Source organism: Solibacillus sp. FSL W8-0372, from assembly GCF_037969735.1.
Lineage (GTDB): Bacteria > Bacillota > Bacilli > Bacillales_A > Planococcaceae > Solibacillus > Solibacillus faecavium.
The window spans coordinates 2,383,234-2,405,001 of record NZ_CP150204.1; the positions used below are offsets into that span (position 1 = coordinate 2,383,234).

At 37.0% G+C, this 21,768-nt stretch carries 37 protein-coding genes; 2 read left to right on the forward strand and 35 right to left on the reverse strand.

Annotated elements, in window-relative coordinates; translation table 11 throughout:
- Positions 1–7: 7 nt before the first annotated feature.
- From MKY13_RS12015 to MKY13_RS12115, 21 genes are all read right to left on the reverse strand, one after another.
- Positions 8–1,336 (reverse strand): phage tail sheath subtilisin-like domain-containing protein, encoded by a 1,329-nt coding sequence (locus tag MKY13_RS12015; RefSeq protein ID WP_339212925.1) that lies wholly within the window; start codon positions 1,334–1,336, stop codon positions 8–10.
- Positions 1,336–1,560: a hypothetical protein gene (locus tag MKY13_RS12020; protein WP_191700471.1), complete on the reverse strand. Its 225-nt coding sequence runs from the start codon at positions 1,558–1,560 to the stop codon at positions 1,336–1,338. Before MKY13_RS12020 ends, MKY13_RS12015 begins: the two co-directional genes overlap by 1 nt.
- Positions 1,544–1,990 carry a DUF6838 family protein gene (locus MKY13_RS12025; protein ID WP_191700159.1) on the reverse strand — a complete coding sequence of 149 codons (447 nt, stop codon included), beginning with the start codon at positions 1,988–1,990 and terminating at the stop codon, positions 1,544–1,546. The genes MKY13_RS12020 and MKY13_RS12025 overlap by 17 nt, the downstream gene beginning before the upstream one ends.
- Positions 1,980–2,483 (reverse strand): HK97 gp10 family phage protein, encoded by a 504-nt coding sequence (locus MKY13_RS12030; RefSeq protein ID WP_339212928.1) that lies wholly within the window; start codon positions 2,481–2,483, stop codon positions 1,980–1,982. Before MKY13_RS12030 ends, MKY13_RS12025 begins: the two co-directional genes overlap by 11 nt.
- Entirely contained in the window at positions 2,483–2,845 is a 363-nt protein-coding gene (locus tag MKY13_RS12035) for a hypothetical protein (RefSeq protein WP_191700163.1), read from the reverse strand. The genes MKY13_RS12030 and MKY13_RS12035 overlap by 1 nt, the downstream gene beginning before the upstream one ends.
- A complete protein-coding gene (locus MKY13_RS12040) occupies positions 2,839–3,234 on the reverse strand; it encodes a hypothetical protein (RefSeq protein WP_191700165.1) in 396 nt (131 codons plus the stop codon). The genes MKY13_RS12035 and MKY13_RS12040 overlap by 7 nt, the downstream gene beginning before the upstream one ends.
- An 11-nt stretch (positions 3,235–3,245) precedes the next feature.
- Positions 3,246–3,527 (reverse strand): hypothetical protein, encoded by a 282-nt coding sequence (locus MKY13_RS12045; RefSeq protein WP_339212931.1) that lies wholly within the window; start codon positions 3,525–3,527, stop codon positions 3,246–3,248.
- Positions 3,528–3,539: 12 nt separating this feature from the next.
- Complete coding sequence (locus tag MKY13_RS12050) at positions 3,540–4,565, reverse strand: major capsid protein (protein ID WP_339212933.1); 1,026 nt, start codon at positions 4,563–4,565, stop codon at positions 3,540–3,542.
- Positions 4,566–4,585: 20 nt separating this feature from the next.
- On the reverse strand, positions 4,586–4,900 hold the full coding sequence (locus MKY13_RS12055) for a hypothetical protein (RefSeq protein WP_339212935.1): 315 nt from the start codon (positions 4,898–4,900) through the stop codon (positions 4,586–4,588).
- A 20-nt stretch (positions 4,901–4,920) separates the two neighbouring features.
- Complete coding sequence (locus tag MKY13_RS12060) at positions 4,921–5,526, reverse strand: phage scaffolding protein (RefSeq protein ID WP_339212937.1); 606 nt, start codon at positions 5,524–5,526, stop codon at positions 4,921–4,923.
- A gap of 172 nt (positions 5,527–5,698) precedes the next feature.
- Positions 5,699–5,827, reverse strand: coding sequence for a hypothetical protein (locus MKY13_RS12065; RefSeq protein ID WP_263617046.1), 129 nt, complete (start codon positions 5,825–5,827; stop codon positions 5,699–5,701).
- A 45-nt stretch (positions 5,828–5,872) separates the two neighbouring features.
- Entirely contained in the window at positions 5,873–6,904 is a 1,032-nt protein-coding gene (locus MKY13_RS12070; RefSeq protein ID WP_339212939.1) for a minor capsid protein, read from the reverse strand.
- Positions 6,885–8,390, reverse strand: a complete 1,506-nt coding sequence (locus MKY13_RS12075; protein ID WP_339212941.1) for a phage portal protein — start codon at positions 8,388–8,390, stop codon at positions 6,885–6,887. The genes MKY13_RS12070 and MKY13_RS12075 overlap by 20 nt, the downstream gene beginning before the upstream one ends.
- 13 nt (positions 8,391–8,403) lie before the next feature.
- Entirely contained in the window at positions 8,404–9,669 is a 1,266-nt protein-coding gene (locus MKY13_RS12080) for a PBSX family phage terminase large subunit (RefSeq protein ID WP_339212943.1), read from the reverse strand.
- The gene (locus tag MKY13_RS12085; protein WP_339212945.1) at positions 9,659–10,108 is read right to left on the reverse strand and encodes a terminase small subunit; all 450 of its coding nucleotides are present in this window, start codon (positions 10,106–10,108) and stop codon (positions 9,659–9,661) included. Before MKY13_RS12085 ends, MKY13_RS12080 begins: the two co-directional genes overlap by 11 nt.
- Before the next feature lie 97 nt (positions 10,109–10,205).
- Complete coding sequence (locus tag MKY13_RS12090) at positions 10,206–10,385, reverse strand: hypothetical protein (protein WP_339212947.1); 180 nt, start codon at positions 10,383–10,385, stop codon at positions 10,206–10,208.
- A gap of 103 nt (positions 10,386–10,488) precedes the next feature.
- Positions 10,489–11,019, reverse strand: a complete 531-nt coding sequence (locus tag MKY13_RS12095; RefSeq protein ID WP_339212949.1) for a hypothetical protein — start codon at positions 11,017–11,019, stop codon at positions 10,489–10,491.
- Between the two features lie 27 nt (positions 11,020–11,046).
- Positions 11,047–11,970: a Kiwa anti-phage protein KwaB-like domain-containing protein gene (locus tag MKY13_RS12100; protein WP_339212951.1), complete on the reverse strand. Its 924-nt coding sequence runs from the start codon at positions 11,968–11,970 to the stop codon at positions 11,047–11,049.
- Between the two features lie 299 nt (positions 11,971–12,269).
- The gene (locus tag MKY13_RS12105) at positions 12,270–12,860 is read right to left on the reverse strand and encodes a hypothetical protein (RefSeq protein WP_339212953.1); all 591 of its coding nucleotides are present in this window, start codon (positions 12,858–12,860) and stop codon (positions 12,270–12,272) included.
- A gap of 424 nt (positions 12,861–13,284) precedes the next feature.
- A complete protein-coding gene (locus MKY13_RS12110) occupies positions 13,285–13,503 on the reverse strand; it encodes a hypothetical protein (RefSeq protein ID WP_339212955.1) in 219 nt (72 codons plus the stop codon).
- A gap of 34 nt (positions 13,504–13,537) precedes the next feature.
- Positions 13,538–14,071: a sigma factor-like helix-turn-helix DNA-binding protein gene (locus MKY13_RS12115; RefSeq protein ID WP_339212957.1), complete on the reverse strand. Its 534-nt coding sequence runs from the start codon at positions 14,069–14,071 to the stop codon at positions 13,538–13,540.
- A 141-nt stretch (positions 14,072–14,212) separates the two neighbouring features.
- On the opposite strand from MKY13_RS12115, the gene MKY13_RS12120 reads away from it, so the two are divergent.
- Entirely contained in the window at positions 14,213–15,019 is an 807-nt protein-coding gene (locus MKY13_RS12120) for a hypothetical protein (RefSeq protein ID WP_339212959.1), read from the forward strand.
- 201 nt (positions 15,020–15,220) lie between these two features.
- Positions 15,221–15,475, forward strand: coding sequence for a hypothetical protein (locus tag MKY13_RS12125; protein ID WP_339212961.1), 255 nt, complete (start codon positions 15,221–15,223; stop codon positions 15,473–15,475).
- 66 nt (positions 15,476–15,541) lie between these two features.
- On the opposite strand, the gene MKY13_RS12130 is transcribed toward MKY13_RS12125, so the two are convergent.
- The 14 genes from MKY13_RS12130 to MKY13_RS12195 all read right to left on the reverse strand — a co-directional run bounded on the left by MKY13_RS12130 (position 15,542) and on the right by MKY13_RS12195 (position 21,767).
- A complete protein-coding gene (locus tag MKY13_RS12130; RefSeq protein WP_339212963.1) occupies positions 15,542–15,940 on the reverse strand; it encodes a hypothetical protein in 399 nt (132 codons plus the stop codon).
- A 1-nt stretch (position 15,941) separates the two neighbouring features.
- Positions 15,942–16,388 carry a hypothetical protein gene (locus MKY13_RS12135; RefSeq protein ID WP_339212965.1) on the reverse strand — a complete coding sequence of 149 codons (447 nt, stop codon included), beginning with the start codon at positions 16,386–16,388 and terminating at the stop codon, positions 15,942–15,944.
- A 97-nt stretch (positions 16,389–16,485) separates the two neighbouring features.
- Positions 16,486–16,992: a Holliday junction resolvase RecU gene (locus MKY13_RS12140; protein WP_339212967.1), complete on the reverse strand. Its 507-nt coding sequence runs from the start codon at positions 16,990–16,992 to the stop codon at positions 16,486–16,488.
- Between the two features lie 13 nt (positions 16,993–17,005).
- Positions 17,006–17,140 (reverse strand): hypothetical protein, encoded by a 135-nt coding sequence (locus MKY13_RS12145; protein ID WP_339212969.1) that lies wholly within the window; start codon positions 17,138–17,140, stop codon positions 17,006–17,008.
- A gap of 24 nt (positions 17,141–17,164) precedes the next feature.
- Positions 17,165–17,482 carry a helix-turn-helix transcriptional regulator gene (locus MKY13_RS12150; protein ID WP_339212971.1) on the reverse strand — a complete coding sequence of 106 codons (318 nt, stop codon included), beginning with the start codon at positions 17,480–17,482 and terminating at the stop codon, positions 17,165–17,167.
- Positions 17,454–17,633, reverse strand: coding sequence for a DUF6011 domain-containing protein (locus MKY13_RS12155; protein ID WP_339212973.1), 180 nt, complete (start codon positions 17,631–17,633; stop codon positions 17,454–17,456). The genes MKY13_RS12150 and MKY13_RS12155 overlap by 29 nt, the downstream gene beginning before the upstream one ends.
- A complete protein-coding gene (locus MKY13_RS12160) occupies positions 17,633–18,277 on the reverse strand; it encodes a dUTP diphosphatase (protein WP_339212975.1) in 645 nt (214 codons plus the stop codon). Before MKY13_RS12160 ends, MKY13_RS12155 begins: the two co-directional genes overlap by 1 nt.
- A 2-nt stretch (positions 18,278–18,279) precedes the next feature.
- Entirely contained in the window at positions 18,280–18,672 is a 393-nt protein-coding gene (locus MKY13_RS12165) for a molecular chaperone (protein WP_339212977.1), read from the reverse strand.
- Positions 18,673–18,676: 4 nt separating this feature from the next.
- Complete coding sequence (locus MKY13_RS12170; RefSeq protein WP_339212979.1) at positions 18,677–18,856, reverse strand: DUF6877 family protein; 180 nt, start codon at positions 18,854–18,856, stop codon at positions 18,677–18,679.
- Positions 18,853–19,866 carry a DnaD domain protein gene (locus MKY13_RS12175; RefSeq protein ID WP_339212981.1) on the reverse strand — a complete coding sequence of 338 codons (1,014 nt, stop codon included), beginning with the start codon at positions 19,864–19,866 and terminating at the stop codon, positions 18,853–18,855. Before MKY13_RS12175 ends, MKY13_RS12170 begins: the two co-directional genes overlap by 4 nt.
- A gap of 18 nt (positions 19,867–19,884) precedes the next feature.
- Positions 19,885–20,064, reverse strand: coding sequence for a hypothetical protein (locus tag MKY13_RS12180; protein WP_339212982.1), 180 nt, complete (start codon positions 20,062–20,064; stop codon positions 19,885–19,887).
- A gap of 13 nt (positions 20,065–20,077) precedes the next feature.
- Positions 20,078–20,779, reverse strand: a complete 702-nt coding sequence (locus tag MKY13_RS12185) for an MBL fold metallo-hydrolase (RefSeq protein ID WP_339212984.1) — start codon at positions 20,777–20,779, stop codon at positions 20,078–20,080.
- A 2-nt stretch (positions 20,780–20,781) separates the two neighbouring features.
- Positions 20,782–21,531 carry a phage recombination protein Bet gene (gene bet, locus MKY13_RS12190; protein WP_339212986.1) on the reverse strand — a complete coding sequence of 250 codons (750 nt, stop codon included), beginning with the start codon at positions 21,529–21,531 and terminating at the stop codon, positions 20,782–20,784.
- Complete coding sequence (locus tag MKY13_RS12195) at positions 21,531–21,767, reverse strand: hypothetical protein (RefSeq protein ID WP_339212988.1); 237 nt, start codon at positions 21,765–21,767, stop codon at positions 21,531–21,533. Before MKY13_RS12195 ends, bet begins: the two co-directional genes overlap by 1 nt.
- Position 21,768: the final 1 nt, after the last annotated feature.

Below are 21,768 nucleotides of genomic sequence, written 5' to 3' on the forward strand. Positions count from 1 at the left end.
TCCCTCCTTAAGCAACCTCTGTGCTAATGTAAAGTTGTGACATGGTTAAAGTATTAATTACTTCTTCTTGTATAACAACGGCACGTTTCGATTGTCCTTGTCCTACAAGTAATTTTTCTTTGTCATAGTTTTGAATCGCTCGTATCCGTTGCATTTCCATTCGATGTGCACCAATATCTTTCCACAGCGAAATTCGACCATCATTATCATTTGGTACTTTTCCAAGGTAACGAGTATTGAATAAGTGAGCTGTATCAATGGCTAGTTGATCTAATACACGTATCGTTTGATTAAAAGAGAAATCTTCATTCTTATCTGGTCTAAATGAAGTAAATGTATTTACATCTTCTAAAACATTAAAATTCCCTCCAACACGGTGGAAAACATACTTACCATTGTTTAATAGCAATGTTAATTGAGGTTGTGTCTTTGTCTCTGACATATCAAGTGTATGTTCACCGTCATAAGTACGGTTTGTATTTGATTGATTTACAGCAACACCAGCCTGCACACCTGTAACCCAATAAGTGGCACCAAATACTTCTTCACTTTCACCGATAGCATCATTTTGAATATCGATAACACCCTCATGATCTACAGCTCCAAGCTTATGACCTACTAACTGAAACTTAGCTCCAACCTCATCACGTATACGCTTTGTGTACTCTACGTAAAGTGATTTAATAAGTGGATCATTCGATAAACAGCCGATTGTATTAAAGCCGTAACCTTCAAGTTCATCTAATGCCATTTGATGTGGTGTACCTGCGGTTAATGCAGTAGCCCCGTTTGCACCGCCTGTTAAAGGTGCACCAGCTGTAACAGCTAATGTTGCATTTTTCTTAAAATCAACATAATCGTTATCTTTTAACATTGTTGCATCTGCAACTGAAACTTGTTCATCAACTAAGGTATTATCTAAATACGTATACACATCGAATTTAGAAGGCTCATCGACATTTGCTCGAATTACATTACGAATCGCATTACCTCTCTCGCCTTTGTATTTTGCTTTAGCATAATCATTTTCAGCAAAAGAGCCTCCAAGGCTTAGCTTATGGAAGAAAACAGTAAGAGCACCCTTGAATAAATCACGGATGCCCTTTAATTTCTCATGTGTGTAATCGTAGCCAAATAATTTAAGAGAGTCCTTTTGGAAATCCTCTTTTGTAACTGTCATTACTGCATCATCTACGCCCCAATCAAGAACAATAGGTAATGCTGCATATCCACGATCAGATAAATTTACGAATGCTCGTTGTTTGGAAATGAAATTATGATACGTACCTGGTAACACTTTATTCTGCGTTAACCAAAAGCCTCCACCTAATGCCATTACTTCTTCACTCCTTTGTCAAACTGTTTTAATACCTCATCTACCTGAGCAAATGAGTAATGTTCATCACCTTTTAACAATGCGTTCAGTGCATCCCGACGATGAATATATTTACGACTTGTAACAAGCTGTGCTTTTGTAAACGTTGGTACCACTGATTGAATCGTTTCACCGACTGATTCAGCAGTAACAGGTTCTACTTTTGCTTTAATCGTTCTCGCCAACTGATACCACCCTTTCTCCATTTGTAAATTGTTCCAACGAGCCCATTAGCACTTTCATCTCGACTTCTTGAAGAAAGAAATCAAAGCGTATAAAGTTATGACCAATACCGTCAACAACCTCGCTATTTTTCCCTCTTGCAAGCATCACAGCGCCATTTAAGAGCGTGACATCCTTTAATGCTTGCTGAACTTTCAAGCACATATTCGCGCTTTCTGATGCGCCATTGCTCGGGAAATACTGAACGTTAAATAACGGCGTTACTTTCCACCGATTTCCGATTTGCATAATGTGCTCAAAGTTCAAAAACTGAATAAAAAAAGCAGGAGTCACAAACCCCTGTGGCACTTCATCAATATATTTTCTATAGTTACTACCGAAAGCTTCCTGGAGCTTCCGTGAAATAGCAACAACAATATCATCAATTTCCATCGAAAGCCTCCTTTAGTAATCGCGTTAACTTCCCTTCTAAAATAGCAGGTGCTGCACGTTCTACTTCATCTGCTGAAATGGTCATCATAAAGCGACCGTTTACCCACCCTTGATGATTACGTGTTCTGTGGCCATATTCAACGTAAGATGCATATTCAACAGGATTGATTACCTCTACTTCGTAATAAGGTCCATACTTTTTAACTGTCATGGAATCGGCAAATTTCTTTGCTCCACCGCCACCGCCAAATGTAGCTGATAATTCAGCTTCACGATTACTATTAGCAGTCCAACCACGACGTAAAGTACCGCCTGTTGTGCCATCTTCATATACACCAACAGGGGTACGTTTGATAACCTTCGCTAATAAACGAGCTGCTAATTCCTTTGCTGCATCTTCACAAAACTTTTCAAAGCTTGCTTTTTCTAGTTGCTCCATCTTCTTCTGCATACGCTTCAACTGACGAAAATCTACTTTGCCCCATCTAGCCATTAAGTCCACCCCTTGAAAACGTCTAATACAATTTCTTGGTGGTCAATGAAGACAGCAGGTTCACCGCTACGCGCATATTCAGCAGTCTTACCGTTTTGTGAAACGATGATTTTGCAACCTGCAGGGATATCATGCTCATTGCCGAGCGACAACTTAATTTGTTGCACGATAATAGCACCAGCACCTGTTTGAGATGTAGCGCTAATATTTTTATGAGAGAGCTTGCATTTTAAACTCTGATGCAAAATAAATTCCCCGGGCTTTGTAATATGAGTTAGCGGATCTGTTACCTCGCCCCAACCGATAACATCACATGTACCATGCCATAATGTTTCAAGCGCCTTTCTACGAGTGCTTACCATGAGAGCACCCGATATTTAACAAAATCAGTATCATTGTGCTGCAGGTAATTTAAAAAGGCGTAAAAATTAGCTTCTGGCGTGGATTTGGCATCTACAAGAAATTCAACATCTGTGTCACCGTCTTTGACACGTTTAGTAGCTGTCGAAAAGTCCAGTGAGCTCACATCAAGTAAACCCATAGACTTTTTCGCATACAAAAACTCACCCACTGCCATATCAATAGCAATGTGAGTGAGTCCTTCGGGTACAGCACTTAAATTCGTTTGATTTTTAATATGATCAATGGTTTTATTGACTGCGAAATTTAACAAATACATATCGGTACTGGTTGGATCGTTTGAAACAGGGACACCCAAGGCCCCTAAACGTAACAATACTGTAGCGAGCATAAACTCACACCCTATTTAGTTTTTTCGGCTTCTTCAATTTTCTTGATAATGCCTTCTTCCGTTGTGGCTTTGCCAATGTCGATTCCCTTTTGTTCAGCATGTGCTTTCAGTTCTTCTAACGTCATACCTTCATAGGGATTATCTGGTGTTTCTGACTGCTTTTGAGCAACATCCCCCAGCACTTTGACGAGACTTTCATTTACATGATCTTCTTCCATTTCAAACTGCTCACCACGAGGGTAGGTTTTACCCTCATAGCGTACCGGTACTTTAATTACTTCAACTAATTTCATCTATTAGCCCTCCTATGCAATCGGTTGTAGTTGGAATACGTTATTAGCTTCAGGGAATGAAGGAATTGCAGTAGCTGCAGCTTTCACCCATGTTGTTACTGGGTCTAGCCCTTCTTCATAAACCATTGCAATAACATTACCAACGTTGCGGACATCTTCATTACCCTGACGTAATAAACGGCTTTCTTCCGGCGTTGGGCCTAGCAACGTTTCACCTAATTCAGCATCACCAAACATGACGAATTTGTTTTCTGGGAAGTAACGCTGCGTTGTATAAGTTCCGTTTGCGTTCTGCACACGATATTTAGCATCGTATGTTGCGATTGTTGGCAGGCCATGAGACTGCATGAAGCCATTTAAATCTGCTAGTGTTGCCAAACGACCGCTATCTTTTCCGAATAATGCAGCGATAACAGAAGCGTTACGTAAGATATGGCTAAGAATAGTAGTAGATGTTAAAGCGCGCGTAGGACGTTCATCAAGTGCATCAGCAGCACGAGTAATATCCCCGATAATATCTGCATCTGGGGAATCCCATGTAGCAGCACCAGCTAAAGCTTCTTTGTGATTGTTCGGCACTTTGTAATCCACCGTTAATGTACCGCCACCTTCCATAGGCAGGGCTAATGCACCGTTTGCTAATGCTTGCATACGCATAATTTCCTTTTCAGCGCGCACATCATTAACTGAACGGTCAATTAAATTGAATACACGACCAGTTAACATATCTTGCTCCTGTGGTGTGCGTGGGAACTGCAACGCAATTAAATCTTTCTCCTTAATTTGATATTTCTTCTTGATGTAAGCAGCCTCTAGCGCCTGATTACCTGCCTCGATAGACCCGATTTCCGCCTCAGTATCAAAAGCATGAATTTTAGCTGCAACAGGTAAATTGCTAGCACCTACTAAATACTCAAATTCTAACGTATCATACTTATTTTCAGGGAATAGACCCTCACCAACGAACTTTGGCAATTCGCGTTTGTTTAAGTAATTTAAAACTGTTTTCTGATTAAATAATTCTAAGATATCTGGCATTCTCTTTTTCCACCCTTCAATTAATAAAATTTAATTTCTTTTAATGCTGTTTTTGCTTCTTCTGTTGGAGCTACTGGTAAACGTTCTTCCAGAATATATGCTTCAACAATTAATGAACCAGGTTGCGGTCCGTTTGTAACGTCCACATCGTTGTAGATGATTCCTTCTGCTGTTGCATCATTAGCTGGATAGATTGTACCGGCAGGAACAATTTTCTGACCTTTTGCATTTGCTGATACACCAACATCGCTGACTAAAGTAGTAAAGGCTTGTACCTTTGAAGATTTCAAAAAGTTAACACGAGAATAATTGTTTACATTGCTTACGTATGGCATGTGTATGCCCTCCTTTTATGTTATTTGTTCCATGGATTTGGGACGTCCGAGCCGACTGTTCCTCTTTCATTGAACTGCTTGGCAAATACCGCACCAGGATCTAATTCATTGTTAGCACTTGTATCACCACCAGCAGGAGTCCATCCTTTATATTCAGGCTTCTTCTCTTCCTTTTCAGGCACAAATAAAAAGGACTTTGATTCCTGCAACGTTTTAAGTTGCTCATCAAGTCCTGCTTTGACATTGCCTTTGTCGTCTAATTCAATTTTGGTTTTGTCGACCAATCCCGTAACTAGATCAACGTCATGTACTTTGTTGGCAATCGCTAATTTTAAGGCGGTAGACATGCGCTCATCTTGAAGTTGCTGTTCATACTGCTCTTTTGCCTGCTTTTGTGTTTCCTGCAACTTTGTGATTTCTGCTTGTAATTCCTCATTACCTTTTGCTTTGCCCTGTAATTCTTTCAGTTGTGTTTCATGTGTTTTCACTTGTTCTTCAAGTGATTTCTTTGCTCCATTAACTTCATTGAAGCGTTCTAGTGGAACCATGTTGCCATATTTACTAACAAGCGCATCTGCTTGTTCTTCAGATAAACCCATAGCAATTAAATCTTCTTTATTCATCATTTCATCCTCCTAATACGTGTTTTACGAGTAACGACTCGATAGGTTTAAACACTTTCAGTTTAACGTCATAAAGCGTTAAAAAGACGAGATTCAGACCACCTAAACCTTTCCCGATTCGACATATTCAAGGACATGTTGCAATTCACTGCCCAAATCATCTTCAAATGTCGCTTTAGGGAGGCTCACCGCGTACAATATTTGAAACTTCCCGCTTTCCGTTCAGATAGCCAATTTGATGGCCTAATACATAACAGACTGCTGCAACTGTAACGACAAACAAGAAAAATATTAATGGACTCATGAAATCATCCTTTCCCTTTATTAATAGGCATTTGTATGGCAAAAACTAAGCAACAAACCTTTCTTTCCATTCAGGGTATTTAATATTGCTAGAAATGTAATACACTTCGCCATTCTTTTTACGTGCAATCCGCTGGCTATAATCGTCCTCGAAAAATGGAGCTGTCGTGGTTCTGCACCTCGGATGAAAGGGATTGGCAGTAACCCCGGGTTCAAAATCCGATAACTTAAATACTTTTCCATCCATCGACTGACAAAGATCACTTGTTTTACTATCCAATGTCGCAATGATTTCATAACGCTCTACATCCAGTTCACCAAAAGCATCTTTTGATGCCGAGGCACTAAAAAAAGCCTGCTCGGTTAATACCAAACGGGCTGCACTTGAACGAGAAGTATTCATTTTCTTTTGGATAACACTAATCAAACGCTGAGGGCTCTCACCTTTCGCTATAGAGAGCGTTAACTCTTTATGAAGTGTATCTATCAACTGACCTCTATCACGCCAAATTTTAGCGCTGAACGTCAAATTATCAGCTGTCCATGGCTTGCTAATGATTTTTGAAAGTTTAGTTTCGTCCAATGCTTGAAATGCAAAGCCTACATTGAAAGCTTTCTGCACTTCATAAGCCGTGTGATAATACTGATTTTGATATACTTCTTTCATCAAACGTTCAAAGCTCTCTATTTGGTCACCATAAAGTTTTTCAACATGATGCTGTAATTGTAGCTTCAAACTTTCTAACCTAGAAATATGAACACGAGATGAGGCATTTTCAAGTTGTTTCATCCATTGCTGATTAATCGCGTTCTTTTTACCGTACTCAATGTAATCATCTACAGACCACTTAAATTCCTTCAATTCTTGCGTTTTAAGCAGTTGTTTAGCTTCATCCAATGAAATACCCTCAGACTTAGCAAAACGTTCATACCAACGTAAAATATCGGCTTCAAGCGAGTTCATTGTTTGGATATAAGATTTTTCTAAGTCGGCATAGTAAAAGACGGAGCGATTATGTTGAGCATCTTCTAATGCTTCAAAGCGATTTCGCCAATAATTACGGGGTTTCTTCGCCATTTAGCTCACCTTGTTTCTGTCGGAAAGTAGTTTCGTAGTTATCCAGTAGATCCATCTGCTGTTGCTGTTCTTGCTTTCTGCGTTTAAGCTCCAGTTGCACGTCTTTTACATAAGGATGTTGCGCTATCTTCGTTTCTTCAGATAGATAAGTAGACTTTTCCAATACTTCAACTACTTCTTTTTCATTAATCAAGATGTCTCGGTTAAAGGTAATGTCCAATTTTTCTCCCGCGAAGTCCCCTTGTCCAGTATTGGCTAAGTGTTGATTAACAAACCAAAGTAACTGCTCAAAGGATGCCTGAAACTCGGTTTCAATCCCATTAGCATCAAGCTCTATATCACTGTACATCGACTGGATATTCATTTGATTTGGATTATTACTCATGCGCTCGTCTTTTGCATCGTAGCCACGGCCATTTTCAATGAGCGCCTTTTTAAACAGTGCTAGGATTGCTTTGTAGTTATCCGCATTTACTGTAACTGTTAGCGTTTCAACGCCACCTTTCGATCCATCTGCAGAACGTACTTTTACGACACCGTATTGAGATAGGTTACGTCTGAACTCTCCTAAATCCTGTCCGTCATAGTTATGCAGCACTAGAATGGTGTTTCGCGCATCTTCCTGCATATTGTTCTCAAAATCTGAAAGCATGGTGTTAATACCATCTTGCAACGATTTAACACGCTTAATCAGCGGAATCTCCTTACTGTTAAACTTAAAAGGAATTAACGGTACTCGCTGCCAATTCACATCAAGCTTTTCCTCGCCATCGTAAACGGTAATGTAAGCTCTAGTTTCATTCATTACTTCTGGCACCAATTGACCGTTAAACCATTCGTAATATTCAACACCGTTTGCACTATACACTTCCGCTTTCTCAACAACTACCTCTTTATCGCCCTCATAAGCAATCGTTGTATAAATACGTACCGCAAAATCTACTTCTGTACGGTCTGAATCTTTCCAGAAAGGAATGATTTCATGAGGTGCGAAACGTTTGATAGAAAAGTTCCCTTGTTCATCGTAATACGGATAAAGCCAACCGATACCTGTATTTAATGCATCTTGACCTACCTGCTTTAATGTCCGATGGAAGCGACGATTTAAAATGGTTTCAAGGGCTTTTAAATACTGTTGGTTTTCAGATTCAAGCGTAATCGGTTTACCCAGCTGATAGTTCACCTTTTGGTCAACGAGCTTGGCGTATTGGTTATCGAGTATTTTATTGTTTGGAAGATTCCTGTTGATTTCTAACCTTCCACCTTTACCAATAACCATACGTTCACGTTTTAAAATATCTTGTTCACCTTCGTAATAAAGCTCACCGGTTAACATCCATTTGCGCTTTTCTGATGCTTTAAATTTATTGATTTCATTTTCTAGCAATTTAATATTGCTGATAATTTTGTTTGCTCCTGAAACGATACGCTCATTTAAAATTTCCGTATCTGTAATTGCCCCTTGATAGGGGAATAAGTTTGTCATTTACATCACCTCTCTAATTAAAACTGTAAGTAGACTGGCGCATATCCCCTTCAAAGGCATAACGTGTGGCATCAATTGTATGATTATCCTTATCCTCTAAACGTGGGATTGGATTGCCGTCTTTATCAGTTTGATAATCAATATTTTCAAATTCTTTTGCAATATTTGGTGTACGTAATGGATCAATATAAATTGCATCTAAATCGTCCAACCATTCTTCTCCATACTCAACGCTGTCTGGTCCTTTCTTAACGCCATATATCCTTGGCACGCCTAATTCATCACGTAATTCTGCGATAGATTTCGGCTCCGCAGAATCTGCAGCTATACGGTCCGATTGGTAGCCTTTATCTTTCAATCGCTGAGCGAGCTTTCGGTTGCTAATTTTGACTCCATATATTTCATCGATGGCATATATAGCATTTTTCTTTTTGTCATAGTGCCAACGTACAAATGCTAATGGATCAGTAGCATAACCAAAATCGACTGCATTTCGAATGTTGTCGAATGAATCAACCATTTCGTCTGTAATGCTGCCTTTTTCAATTTGTAAGTTATCGAAAGGTACAACACCTGATCCGATTGCTTCCCCTAGGTACTCCCAACGATAGCGCATTTCGTTACGCTTTTTAGCTGCTTCTGCTTCTTCTATAAATTGTTTGGAGATAAATGGATTATCCAAGTAATTGGAATGGTGTACAAACGTGTTCTCAGGTTGAAATGAGCTTTCATATTTCTTATTCACCCATGATTGCTTTCGCTTTGGTGGATTATATGAATAAAAAAACTTATAAAAAAGACCATTCTCCAGTTCGCCACGTAATAGCGAGTTGGTAATGGTCGTGATTTCATCTTCACTTTTAAATTCAGCCATTTCCTCTACCCAAGCAAAAGCAAAAGGGAAATTTGCGCTTTTTAATGATTTAATACGCGACGGGTCCTGAGCACCCCTAAAAATCATATAGTTGCCACGTGGCATGTAGGTGACTCGCATCGGTGATTTATTAATTTTGAACAAGTGAGCCACTCCCTGTTCGTGGATTGCCCATTTAATCTGCTCGAATATAGACGTTTCAATCGTATTGTCTACTTTACGAATACCCACTGCATTTACTGGATAGCGCATCAATAACTGCACAAATACATGTGCGATGTCCGATGATTTACCTGACCCACGCCCACCTTTGCAAACAACATGAAGAATATCTTTTGTCAGTGCTGCATTCCATAATGGATGAAACGCTTTCGGTATGAGTTCTGATAACTTTTTAACTGCCATTATTATCACCACTTATATCATCTACAAATATTGGCGTTACAGTAGCGTTAATTTCTTGCTTATCAGTAAATAGAGCGTATCGTTTTCCGATTAATTCGGCTGCACGAATACGTTCGGCTGTCGTAGGAGGCATATACTCTTCAATTACTTGTGCACCTTCACCAATACCACGCAGAACCGCTGACCTAGCCTCACCACGCAGAACAGCAGTTAACAATTCCATTACTTCTTCTTGATCAGCAATTCGTTGAGACTGGATATCCTTCATACGATTTTCTATATAAGCAGAAACATTAGTATTTTTTAGTAATTTATCTGTATTCTGCGCTGCATACTTTTGACTATATCCAGCCTTTATTGCAGCTTCTGTTGCATTCCCTAATTCAATATAGTAATCCGCAAACGCTTGTTGCTTCAATGTTAATTTCTTCTCAATCAATGGCATCACCTCATTATGCTAATTGCTTATAAAATAAAAAGAACACCCCGAAGGATGTTTATTGTTAAATTTAATTTTTTAATTTCATTTTCATTTCTTAATTTACTTTCACTGCATAGATTTCTGCGCTCATCTCTTCGGAGATTGGGGTATGTACAACCAATTCAACTTTATACCAATCGCCAGCGACCTCAGTTGCCAAATATTCTCCTTCAGATGGGATTCTGTCGAAATGATGGTAATTGTTAATCCAATTTACCTCTCCTTCGTTATTCATTATTATCCCCTCCTCCCTACTATTATAAAGTTAATTAGAAAAATAACATAATACATTTTTGATAACAAAAAGCCACGCTCAGAAATACGCGACTTAAAAGCAACTACTTTTTATTTATTAGAAAAATCCTATTGCCCAATTTTTTTACTTTAACATGCGACTTGTTGCTAATTTTAACTAGCGGCTTTTTTGAAATTATAATTTTCTTATTATCATCTTGATAAACATTAAAACCTGTAAATTTAAATAGAACATTAAGATAGAATTGATTCTCACTTATATAAAATACTCCTATAACAAAAAATAAAATCAAATTAATTATTATGGAATTAATATCATCTTCTTTAAGTGTAGTTAGCGGAACAATGTAAGTAATAAAGTAAGTTAAAACTTCATTATTTACACTCTCAACTTTCCCAAAATTTTCCTCTTTGTTCATCTTACAAAATATAAAATATAAAAAAGTAGCAACTGATACTACAATTAATCCCATTAAAACACTGTATGCAACTTTATGTTCGTTTAGGTTATACATTATGCTTTTATCAAAATCAGAAAATTGCACCATCAATAAAATATACAAAGGTAAAAAAGATGAAATGAACAATAAACCTTTATAGGTGTTAGTTAACATTACATTTCACCCCTTCCCATCTATGGCCTAGTTATTATAGTCATCGACACCTTTTCGGTTTGCTAAAACTGTTTTATAATATGCGTCCCTTATCAACATGGTGATATCACTTAATTGTTCTTTATCTTCATAAATAATTCTATTAATGGTTCCATCGAAATTGATATTGAGATCAAACTCTTCGATTACATCAGGGACATTTTCGTAATTCTGTCGGAATAATTGAAGGATATCGGGATTATGATGAATTTTAGTTAATCTTCTTGTTACTCTCGCATCCTCTAAAGAATCCTCAAAAAAATCTTCAAAATTTTCAAAGAAATTAAGTCCCCTAAGTTGTTCCAGTACCAATTGTGCATTTTCAGCAAATTTTTCTCTCAAATTGAATATTCGTTCAGCAGAGATATGGGCAAAAAAAGCAATTTCTCCTTCATATGAAATTGCATCAATATAATTATCGACACCGATTAACTCAGAATCTAATACATCATACTCATTACGTACTTTTCGAAGCCAGAACCCTCTTCTAAGCTTTTTCATTTTTGTATTTCTACGAAACAAATATAAATACTTAACATCTTCTTCATCCTTATTAATTCGCAACCTGTGAATTAGAAAGCTAATATCTTCTGCAGCTATCTCTTCGTGATCATCTGCTTCAAACAAATTAATCACTTCATCAAAGTTTCCAACGTATTCTTCTAGACATACAGAAAAAGTGCCTGGTTCCTGCCCACTCGGATTAAATTCCGCTGACTCCACCCCACTCTCTATATATTCTCCAATTGTATTATAGAAAATTCTTATGATTTTCTCTTGTACATCACTGGAAACTTCTGGATTGTAGGCTTTATAATTAACACCATTCTTATTAACAAATAACACAGAAAGTCTTCCCTCTGGTTCGAAATATTCTCCAAGAATATTTTCTATTTCCCTTAAATCCATCATTATTTCCCCCTAGCAATCTTCGACAATTTTATACAAAATTATACCAGATAAGTAAAAGGAATCAAACGAATACAAAATAGAACATTAGTTCCTATTTTAACATTGCCATATTTCACTGTAAATAGAAAAAACATCGACCCTAGGGGAGTCGATGTTTTCATAAATTGTCGATACTTACATATTATCATATTCATTTTGCTCTGCATATGTCCTTAAATTGACTTTTTCAATTTTCATCGATACTGATTATCGTCTGCTTCATCAACACCAACTCCAACCATGTCTAATTAATAAACATATTATTTTTCAGTTTGGATTTTTTCACGAATTAATACTACTTCTTTTCTTAATTTTTTAAACCTTTCATAGGTATCTAATAATTCTTCTGTGTAATTTCTCTCTATGAAATTTTCTCTTTTATAAGTAAGAAGGCCTTCATAATGATTAAATAAAAATAACATATTTAAAATTCTTTTAGATAAACTTATATCTACAATTGTTGCTTTTTCTATTATGTTGTCATCCATTAATTCTCTAAACTCTTTAAAAAATTTAATCGCTTTTTCTTCGTCACTTATTGGAAATGCAGCAAAATTTAAATATAGTTTTTGTAGTTGATATTCTAAAAATGCTAAATTATATGATTTCTGAACTAATTGTTTGGAGTCTGATTCTTTTTTATTTTCATTAACGGTATAAATTACACCTAGATAGGTAATGCTCCCACCTATTATGGCACCAACAAATGCTATTATTCCAGCTAGCAAGGTATCGCTATCTTTATAGAAATAATAAATAGAACCACTTAATACAACTATAATAATGGTAATAATAAAAATATATAGAAAAATAATTACTATATTTAATATTAAATCTAAAATCTTATTCAATTTAAACACCTCAACGCTATATTACTAGTATTAAGGAAATATTGCTTTAATAAAATTTTGCTATCAACAAATTACTTCTACTCGGAGTATTAGCAATACGTACTATCTCATAGCCCTACTCTATCATAGGCTTTATTTCTGCTCCACAAGGACAAACACACTCATACACCTTCTTAACATTCAAATGCCCATTCCGTGTTCGTCCAGTAGCCTGCTTCTTTAACTGCGCTGGTCTATCACACTTCTCACATTTCAAAGCTGTCATCATAACGCTCACCCCCATTTTTATGTACAGAAAAAGGAGCACCAATTATCTGTGCTCCTCGGTAAATCTCAAATACTGTAGCCTCTCATTTTTATTTTGTGGTAAAAATAAGTGCTCTTATATATAGGGAATTCGTATGGCAAAAACTTAAATTGTTGTTTAATTTAACTTAACGAAATCTTCAACTAAATGTGATTGAGCAATTTCTAACCATCTTCCTTCATTGTCCATTAATCTTACATCGCTTAAATAAGATTCATCTTGCAATTCCCAAATGGAACCGACTTCTACAATAAAAAAATCATTCTCCTCCACTTGCTCGTTTTCGTCATATGAATCTACAACAAATTCGTTTATACATTTATACTTGTTCGCCATTATTAAAACTCCTTTACTTACAATTTTTGTTCAGTTATGCAATATCATCAAACAAACTTTCCTGCGTGCCATGAGTAATATTTGCATGAATCTTCCGTTTAGCCCGATTGTAATAACTCTGCACCGTGCTTTTACTAATATCTAGCATTCTAGCAACCTTACTAAATGGCAGGCGCTCAGCTTCAATTGCAACAAATACCGCTTTTTCATCTGCTGTTAACCCTTTTAATGCACAATTAACTTTTCTCTTATTTTCTTCAGCTTTTCGCCAGTCGGCTCTAAAACGCTGTTCATCTTGATGTGATTCTAAATAGTTCTGTAGGTTGGCCATACTATCCAACATTTCATAATCGTTGTTTGCATAAGCCATATAAGTCTGCATATGGTACGGATCCATCGGAAATGCGTCCACACGAGTAGCTGCCCGATACTCTGCAGGGTCATAACCTGTTTCCATCCATTCAATTGCCTGTTTTACTTCACGGTATAAATCACCGCTTGTCACGCCCTCAGACTTCATTTGCTTCAACAACTGCTTGTATTCTTCTAATAACTCTGGAAAATACATAAGATTGCCCCCTTATGCTATAATTGGTATGTCACCCAAATATAGCAAGAGGTAAACCGTAGCGCATGTACTCGCTGCGGTTTTTTAAATTTTGAAACTTTTCCCAAACACACTCGTATTCTTTAATAAAGGAGTGATTCTATGAATAAAAAGAAAATACATATGCCGAAAGAAAATAATTTAATAGTACTTATTATAGGAATATTAAAAGGCGTAGAAGAATTAGAATCTAAATATATTAACAAAGAAGGGCAAATAAATTTAATCATTTCTAGATTAATTTCTGTTTTTGCTATGTTAATTTCTGTTTATATTGTAAGCGCATTTATTTTTGCAATAGCAGTTACAATAAATGTAAAACAACAAGATGTAAATTATGAATACGGTTGGACAATACCCTTGTTATTTTGTTTAATATTGATGATCCAAATAATTATAAATTTCAATAATAGACATTATTTATTTACAAAGAGAATTTTAAATTTCCTAGAGGTGATAAAATACTCTATTCCTAGAATAAATAGTTCCAAAGCATATTTTGAAGGTTTATTCTTTTTATTTTTCGTAATAGCTTTTACTGTTTTACAAATGTTGGCCATTACGGTTTTTATAGAACAAACTTCTTATAATAATTTAATTAAAAACGATGTTTCATATTTAATTTTTATTACCATCTCTATTACCATTTATCTTACTATTAGAATTTTTGCTATGACTGAGAACACTACACAAGATAAATTTGTAAAATCCAAAAGACTGTTTATTATATGGCTTGCAGGCACCATCTTTACATTAATATATATTGTATATTCTCTTCTTTCTTTAAAAAGTGGATTCACTATTCATCTTCCGTATTTTGTTTTAACATTGTTGTTAGCGATAGAAAAAACAAAGGATAGCTACAAAAAACTTGCTGAAAATTTATATATTTTGCTTGATACAAAATAAATTGGAATTGGAATTTTGGAATTTTTGAATTTTTGTGTTTAATTCTTTAGCGTTAACCGTACACACTTGCTATAATAATCTCGATAGTTTTGCTGACTTGAGCTGTGGCTTGAGTCTTTTTTTGTGCAATAAATTGTATACCATTCCCAATAAATAAGTTACAATATTTTACATAATACATATATTGGGAGGCTTTCTAAAATGCCGCATGAAACTATTACAATTGCATCTGGATCAATTGAATCTGGAAAAACAGACGTTAAAGTTACAATTGAGGGTGAATCCAATATGCCTTTTTGGAATCATGATCTTAAAGTAAAAGCGATTTTAGCCTTATTAGAAGGCATTGATATTAAACACTATTATGAAGATAATAGAGCTGACGAAGGCTTTAAGTCTGCCGAAGAAATAATTGAAACGGCTAAAGCAGCATTTGGTCTTGATTTATTCGAATAATTAATATTGTCCTCTCACAAGAGAGGACCTTTTCTTTTAATTTGCTAAACTTACTGTTCGGATTACTTAGTAACCACCTGTTGTAACTGCGATAAACGGTTCACCTTTCCAATGTTTCTCAAGGATTTCGCGGACGGTAATAAGACCTTTATCCTCTTCTGCTTTATTAACCTTGTGAGCATGTTCAATTAGCTCTACTCCATCGTACTCGTACAATTCATCATCCTCTAATCCCGTTAGATCTTTGTACCAAGCAAGTGCTTCTTTAAGCGAAGAGGCTGCCACTGCATCACATTCGCAAACTTGGAATACGTAAATTTCATTGCCTGCTTCGAATAGGCGTTCACCTTCTTCTCTATCTACCGTAAGTGGTAAACTTTCCGCATTTGATTTGTGATAAAAAATTCCCTCTTCATTTTTTAAAATAATGCCACCATCATTTAAGAATCTAATTTCTTCTGTCATTTCACTTGCTCCCTTCGTTTTCTAATTTTCTTTTAGCTGCAATACGTTCGACGATTTGTCCGTTTACAAACTTTGCACCGTAAAATCTTGTTAACTCTGCTAACATAAACGGCTCGTCACAGCATGGACAAATCGGGTGCATTTGATTGTTGCCAGCACGCGTCTTACTTTCAAGTTCTTTGATGATTTTTAAATGAGGCTTGTAATTGTCTAGCTCTTTCTTTTGCTGTAAAGACTTTTCAAGACGTTCGTTTATTTCACCAAATCTTGCTCCCATCGCTGAAACTACTTCAAACGGGTCTCGTTCAGCTTGACAATGTTGGCAATACAGTTTGCGGTTTTTGGTATCAATCGTTATGTGCAAACTATTACATTCACACAATTTATTTCTATTTCGTTCAAATTTTATTAAATCAATACTCACGACGTTCTCTGGTAACTGTTCCAAAAAATCACTCCTTACTTACTGCACATAATTTGTTATTACTTAATAATCCGATCCACCAAATAAACCAGCCAGTCTATAAATATTCGTAGCTTTTTCATCAAACCGCATCCAAATAATGCAGCGTGTATCCATCCTTACTTTTAACCTCATGAGCCATCGTTTCAAATTCCTTATACGCAATTGATTTACGACCACCCGTTATTGAACGCTCCCAGGCCCATTTAAGCGTTTCAAAAGGTAACATGAAGTATTTATCATACTTACTGAAATAAACGACTAGGAACGCAACAGCGCCTTTATTTGCCCATGATTCTAGTAATCTATATTGATGCTCTGATAGATTTTCAAGCGGGAAGTTTGTAAGTGCCGTTTGCTTAGCATCGAAAATAATCGCTCGTCCGTTATAAATCCCTGAATAGTCCACCCATGTAGGCTTTTCCGTATGTCCAGTAATTTTGTTGCCTGTTTGCTTTAGGATTTTTACTGGTGTAGGAACTTTGCGTATATCTGCCACACCTGCATTACGGTATTTATTATTAGCCATATCGATGATGCGCTCTAAGAACGCACCTCGATTGGCATATGATCTGTTTTTTTGAATCATTGCTCTATCACTCCTATGCCACTCGAATCCCATTTTTATTTACTGGACGTTCACGATAACCCTCTGCCCGATGGAATTTTATTTCTGCTCCCGTAAACATGCCTGCAACCATCAACTCTTTGCCATCTACCAATTTGAAAAGCTCCATGTAACACATCTCATCCCACCTACTTTACCGATGCCATCTTGTATTGGCCCTGCCATAACCCTGTTGGATCATTACCGCTACAAGCTCTGCATCCATGTCATGTTTAAATAGCTCATTGATATGCTTTTGGAAATCCTCATCTGATCCAAACACCAGGAAGTCAATGGAGATTCCATACACCGTACAAACTTTTGCGATAAAATCAATCTTCGGAATGCAATTACCTTTTTCAATCTGCCACAACTGATTAGGAGAATAACCGATTTGATCAGCTACATAAGCGCCCGAATAGTCATAGGCTTGTCTAAGTGTTTTAAGCCGACTTGCGATTTTCTCTATCATTTTCTATCACCTCATCAATCGTCACTTGATTACGCTCAAATTCAGCGTCTGCTAGTGCCTTTAAATGCTTTTTATAACAAGTTGGACCAAACCCTAACTCCATACTTTTGGCTGTCTTTAACTGTCTGTTGCAGCGTTCGCATAGTTTCATTAATAACCACTCTCCTGACGTTCATGGTTAATTTTGTTTTTGGCGAAATAGGCTTGTTCGATTTCATCCCATGAGAAGCCAAGTCTTTCACCTAACACGAGAAATAAAGGTAAAATATCATCTCTGTAAGGTCTATCATCTCTACCTGTTGCCAGACTACCTACTCTATGAAATAGAAAGTTAAATATCTCTACGGTATCTTTTCGTGATGTGTTACTAATGATAGTTGCACGTTCCAACATGTATTGAACATCTTTAAAATTGTCGTAGGTGTAGTCATTGCCAATACTCAAAATAAAATGCAAGCAGTCTACGTATTCTTCTAACAAAGGATTGTGATAATGAGCACCGCAACCATCGCACTCTTTGCAAAATTTCCAGTGCTTGATGTCTAAATGTTTACCTGTGTAACCTTGTCCGTCACACGCTTTGCATAGATCATTAGGATTCGGAACATAAGTACGTGGCTCCTGGTCATTACTCCACTTCTTAAACCCACGCCATTCATTCGCACACTCACCTAGTTCAACTTGTAGCGCAAGGATCTTCCAATCCAGATTGTTTTGTCCTCGTAGCTCAGGATGCTTTTCGTATATGTGTTCATCCAACTTTGCCTGCGTCTCAAATAATTTTTGCAAGTTCATCCTTACACCCCCAGTAACTGCGCATAAGCAGATTCATATTCCCTTGCAAACAGCTCTCGTTCGTTCACTGGCTTGTACATCGGAACAACCTTGCAACGCTTCACAATCTCTTTATAAACGGCACGTTGTACATCCTCATGAGCTACAACACTAAACACTGACCCGTACATCATTTTTCCTGATGCAAATAGCGATTGATCTGTATAGACTACGAAGTCCATTTGACGAACGATATTTTGGAATCTTCCATCGTGGCTCATTTCAAGCTGCACTGGCTCTATAGATTGAATTACGTTCCCACGGTATTCAAACTGGATGCCTCCTGTTGGAATATTGATAACTTTTCCTTTAGACGTTTCAACGATGTTGTCTATTTTCATGAACACTAGTTTCATTTCTTCATCTCCTTTTGGCCATTCCTGCAGCCACTAAATTTTGAAGGTAGCGCAACTGCTGGGCTGCATAATGTACATCTGTACAGCCTAGCAATCTCGTATGTACATCCAGTAAAGCTTCCAAAGGAAATACATATGCGCTAATTAATTCACTGATTGCTTGATCTACCTGTTGTTTTGTCATGCGCCACCTAGCTTTTCTAAAACTCTTCTGCGTTCAGCTTCAAAATCAATTGGCTCATTAGTTACAGGTTTCTCTTTCTTTTCCGCTTGATGTTTATAAAACCAATCTGGGATATTTTCACTTCGTTGATTTCCGAAACCACGATTCTTTTGACTTTGCTGCGCTTCAAATTGAGCAACTAAGGCTTGTACATCTTCTAAGGATTTAACGCCTTTTGAATGCCAATTCTTTAAGATACCTTCTGCATAAGACCAACTGACTCTATTTCGTTCCATGGCAATTTGCATGGCATGAACAACAAGTTCATCTGATAAGTCGTTACACCAGGCAACAATTTTTTCACGGGTTATATCATTCATGGTTAATCCAAAACCATTTTGTGCATAAAAACTGAAAGGATTTACTACTGCTACAGAAGAAGGCGAAGCCGATTCTTGTTCTTTATGTTGTTCTTGTTCTCTTTCTTCTTCTTGTTCTTCTTCTCTTTCTTTTTCTTCTTCTTCCCCCAGGTCTATGCATGGACTATCCATAGGGTATTGATACGGTATCGAACCCTTGCTGTTACTAGATTCGGTTACTTTAGTTGCAGAAATTTCATTTAACCCTATTGATACGGTATCGATATGGTATCCGTTTTCTGCGAGACTGTTTATATACATATTCACGAATGGTTTATGCTTCACAGATTGGAGCTCTTTTTCGATACATTTCTTCACTTTTGGTGAATTAATGAAGTTGTATTTCGCCCAATTAATTAACATAATTTCTTTAGTAGAAACGTTATATTCGATTTTTCCGTACTCCTTGAAGCGCTCCAGTAACTTGAGAACCGTATCTCGGTTGTAACCTGTGTGCATTTCGATTACTCGGTATGGCAATTCATAAATGCCACATTGCGTTGTATTATTGTTAGTCATTAAATACAAGTAGAAGTATTTCTCTTCTGGTGTAAGATCAATAACAAAGCCATCATCCCAAAATGTTGTGTGTACTTGTCTGTATTTAGCCATTGCCCTAGCCCTCCTAATTCATTGCAAAACGCGCTCTCGCACCATCATGCATTGATAATCTCCATTGTAATTTTGCTTAATTTCGCCCTTTAACTTCCAACCTTGCTTGCCTTTTTCAGCAATAAATTCGTTTAAATGTGCCAACGATTTACGTACTGGGAATGTTTTGTTGTAACTATTTGTGTTTTTGAGAGACATTGCCCTGACCCCCCTATGGAATGTGAATTAATTTTCCTGTTGCTCTTGCTACTGTTTTAAATATTCGTTCAACATTGCTGTTTGAATCTGATAAATGCAGCAAGTGGATTTCTTCAACTTTCGATAAATCATTTGCCTTGAAAAATTCGATTAAGTTTTCCAGTGAAAAATGAGAGCGCATTACACGCTTTCGCATAACTGGATGTGTACGACCGCTTTCGACATTTTCATCGAGTGTCTGCTGATCGTAGTTACACTCAATCATTAAATGTGTTAATCCACTAAACTTGTATTTAATATAGTAGGTGTCTGTTGCAAATAAGAGCTTGCTGCCATTGTCTGATTGAAGTAAAAACCCTAATGGCTCGTTTACGTCGTGCTGCACGTCAAATGGAAGGATTGTCCATGTACCAATTCGGAACTGCTCTTTGCTTTTAATAATGCGAATTTGAGCATTGTCTAAGCCCATGCCGTCTTTTGTGCCCTGAGACATATAAATTGTCATGCCACGTTTTAAACAGCCCTCAACGCCCTTGCAATGGTCCATATGCTCATGCGATACAAGAACACCGTCTATTTCAGAAGTTTTAAAATCTAGTCCCTGTTGAATTGCTTTAAAGGTTATGCCTGCTTCTAAAAGTAAGGCTGTACTGCCATCGCTCACGCGATAGCAGTTACCTTTTGAACCTGTTGCGATTGTTTGAATATCAATCATTTTTAGAATCCTGGGTCATCTTCTGATGAAAGTAATTCTTGTTGTTGCTCATATTCTGTAATAACCTGAGCATCTTGAACATGAGTGACTGGCTCTTTTTGCGGTTGCGTATCGGATTTAATATCAATAATTTCTTGATTTGCATTTTCGATAATTTCTTGTTGAATAGATTGCTCTATCGGGCGTTGTTTAACGTCTGCATCATCTTCCGTGTACATAGCTCCTAAGCTTTCCGGGAACGCTTCACGTAAGCCGTTTACAATGGCTGATTTCCGAATCATATTAAGAGGCATTTGCTTCCAAGTTGCTTGCCCTTTGGAAAACTCTTCAAAGCTTATTTTTGAAGTAATTGGCATTTTACGATCGTCACGATAAACCTTGCACCAACCACCGATTAGCACATCGTCTTTTAGCTTTACAGCCCCTTCGATTTCAACTAAAAGTCCTCCACGGTCTACGATTACACCAGCTTCAAAACCACGGTACTTCGGATGACTTTCAGCGCGTTTCATAAACGCTTCTTTTGAAACGATAATTTGTGCAGCTTGACTACCAAATTTGATTAAATACGCTTCGTTAAGGAATGGATTTAACTTTTGGAATTTGCAAAGGTTCATGAACATTACAACTTCTTGGTCTGATACGGCACCATTGCCAGATACTAAATACTCGCGAACGGTGTTGCCGGATAACTTAACCGGCTCACCATTTACCTCAAATTGAATTGCTTTTGTCATTAGCTCATTTGACATTACTTAACATCCTCCTTAGGTACTTCGATAAAATTCACTTTGATTAAATCATCAATTGCATTGCGTAAACTTAACGCCTGTGGAATTGATAAACGGAAATTCGGTGTATCTTCATGGAATGGGTATGCAATTTCTACTAAGTGCTCAAACTGACCACTTAATCGTAGTACCATGCAATCCTCGGTATTACTGTTAAACGCTAAACTAGCGTCAATTGCTACCGTTTTAACTGGCATA

Coding starts and splice junctions, on each gene's coding strand:
- MKY13_RS12175 (WP_339212981.1), bottom strand. CDS start 19,866: ATGGCTAAATACAGACAAGTACACACAACATTTTGGGATGATGGCTTT.
- MKY13_RS12015 (WP_339212925.1), bottom strand. CDS start 1,336: ATGGCATTAGGTGGAGGCTTTTGGTTAACGCAGAATAAAGTGTTACCA.
- MKY13_RS12125 (WP_339212961.1), top strand. CDS start 15,221: ATGCCGCATGAAACTATTACAATTGCATCTGGATCAATTGAATCTGGA.
- MKY13_RS12165 (WP_339212977.1), bottom strand. CDS start 18,672: ATGAAACTAGTGTTCATGAAAATAGACAACATCGTTGAAACGTCTAAA.
- MKY13_RS12115 (WP_339212957.1), bottom strand. CDS start 14,071: ATGTATTTTCCAGAGTTATTAGAAGAATACAAGCAGTTGTTGAAGCAA.
- MKY13_RS12160 (WP_339212975.1), bottom strand. CDS start 18,277: ATGAACTTGCAAAAATTATTTGAGACGCAGGCAAAGTTGGATGAACAC.
- MKY13_RS12060 (WP_339212937.1), bottom strand. CDS start 5,526: ATGATGAATAAAGAAGATTTAATTGCTATGGGTTTATCTGAAGAACAA.
- MKY13_RS12130 (WP_339212963.1), bottom strand. CDS start 15,940: ATGACAGAAGAAATTAGATTCTTAAATGATGGTGGCATTATTTTAAAA.
- MKY13_RS12155 (WP_339212973.1), bottom strand. CDS start 17,633: ATGAAACTATGCGAACGCTGCAACAGACAGTTAAAGACAGCCAAAAGT.
- MKY13_RS12040 (WP_191700165.1), bottom strand. CDS start 3,234: ATGCTCGCTACAGTATTGTTACGTTTAGGGGCCTTGGGTGTCCCTGTT.
- MKY13_RS12070 (WP_339212939.1), bottom strand. CDS start 6,904: ATGGCGAAGAAACCCCGTAATTATTGGCGAAATCGCTTTGAAGCATTA.
- MKY13_RS12030 (WP_339212928.1), bottom strand. CDS start 2,483: ATGGCTAGATGGGGCAAAGTAGATTTTCGTCAGTTGAAGCGTATGCAG.
- MKY13_RS12110 (WP_339212955.1), bottom strand. CDS start 13,503: ATGGCGAACAAGTATAAATGTATAAACGAATTTGTTGTAGATTCATAT.
- MKY13_RS12055 (WP_339212935.1), bottom strand. CDS start 4,900: ATGCCATACGTAAGCAATGTAAACAATTATTCTCGTGTTAACTTTTTG.
- MKY13_RS12150 (WP_339212971.1), bottom strand. CDS start 17,482: ATGATAGAGAAAATCGCAAGTCGGCTTAAAACACTTAGACAAGCCTAT.
- MKY13_RS12075 (WP_339212941.1), bottom strand. CDS start 8,390: ATGACAAACTTATTCCCCTATCAAGGGGCAATTACAGATACGGAAATT.
- bet (WP_339212986.1), bottom strand. CDS start 21,531: ATGTCAAATGAGCTAATGACAAAAGCAATTCAATTTGAGGTAAATGGT.
- MKY13_RS12120 (WP_339212959.1), top strand. CDS start 14,213: ATGAATAAAAAGAAAATACATATGCCGAAAGAAAATAATTTAATAGTA.
- MKY13_RS12045 (WP_339212931.1), bottom strand. CDS start 3,527: ATGAAATTAGTTGAAGTAATTAAAGTACCGGTACGCTATGAGGGTAAA.
- MKY13_RS12185 (WP_339212984.1), bottom strand. CDS start 20,779: ATGATTGATATTCAAACAATCGCAACAGGTTCAAAAGGTAACTGCTAT.
- MKY13_RS12145 (WP_339212969.1), bottom strand. CDS start 17,140: ATGGAGCTTTTCAAATTGGTAGATGGCAAAGAGTTGATGGTTGCAGGC.
- MKY13_RS12140 (WP_339212967.1), bottom strand. CDS start 16,992: ATGATTCAAAAAAACAGATCATATGCCAATCGAGGTGCGTTCTTAGAG.
- MKY13_RS12025 (WP_191700159.1), bottom strand. CDS start 1,990: ATGGAAATTGATGATATTGTTGTTGCTATTTCACGGAAGCTCCAGGAA.
- MKY13_RS12180 (WP_339212982.1), bottom strand. CDS start 20,064: ATGTCTCTCAAAAACACAAATAGTTACAACAAAACATTCCCAGTACGT.
- MKY13_RS12195 (WP_339212988.1), bottom strand. CDS start 21,767: ATGCCAGTTAAAACGGTAGCAATTGACGCTAGTTTAGCGTTTAACAGT.
- MKY13_RS12080 (WP_339212943.1), bottom strand. CDS start 9,669: ATGGCAGTTAAAAAGTTATCAGAACTCATACCGAAAGCGTTTCATCCA.
- MKY13_RS12095 (WP_339212949.1), bottom strand. CDS start 11,019: ATGTTAACTAACACCTATAAAGGTTTATTGTTCATTTCATCTTTTTTA.
- MKY13_RS12090 (WP_339212947.1), bottom strand. CDS start 10,385: ATGAATAACGAAGGAGAGGTAAATTGGATTAACAATTACCATCATTTC.
- MKY13_RS12050 (WP_339212933.1), bottom strand. CDS start 4,565: ATGCCAGATATCTTAGAATTATTTAATCAGAAAACAGTTTTAAATTAC.
- MKY13_RS12065 (WP_263617046.1), bottom strand. CDS start 5,827: ATGAGTCCATTAATATTTTTCTTGTTTGTCGTTACAGTTGCAGCAGTC.
- MKY13_RS12170 (WP_339212979.1), bottom strand. CDS start 18,856: ATGACAAAACAACAGGTAGATCAAGCAATCAGTGAATTAATTAGCGCA.
- MKY13_RS12035 (WP_191700163.1), bottom strand. CDS start 2,845: ATGGTAAGCACTCGTAGAAAGGCGCTTGAAACATTATGGCATGGTACA.
- MKY13_RS12100 (WP_339212951.1), bottom strand. CDS start 11,970: ATGATGGATTTAAGGGAAATAGAAAATATTCTTGGAGAATATTTCGAA.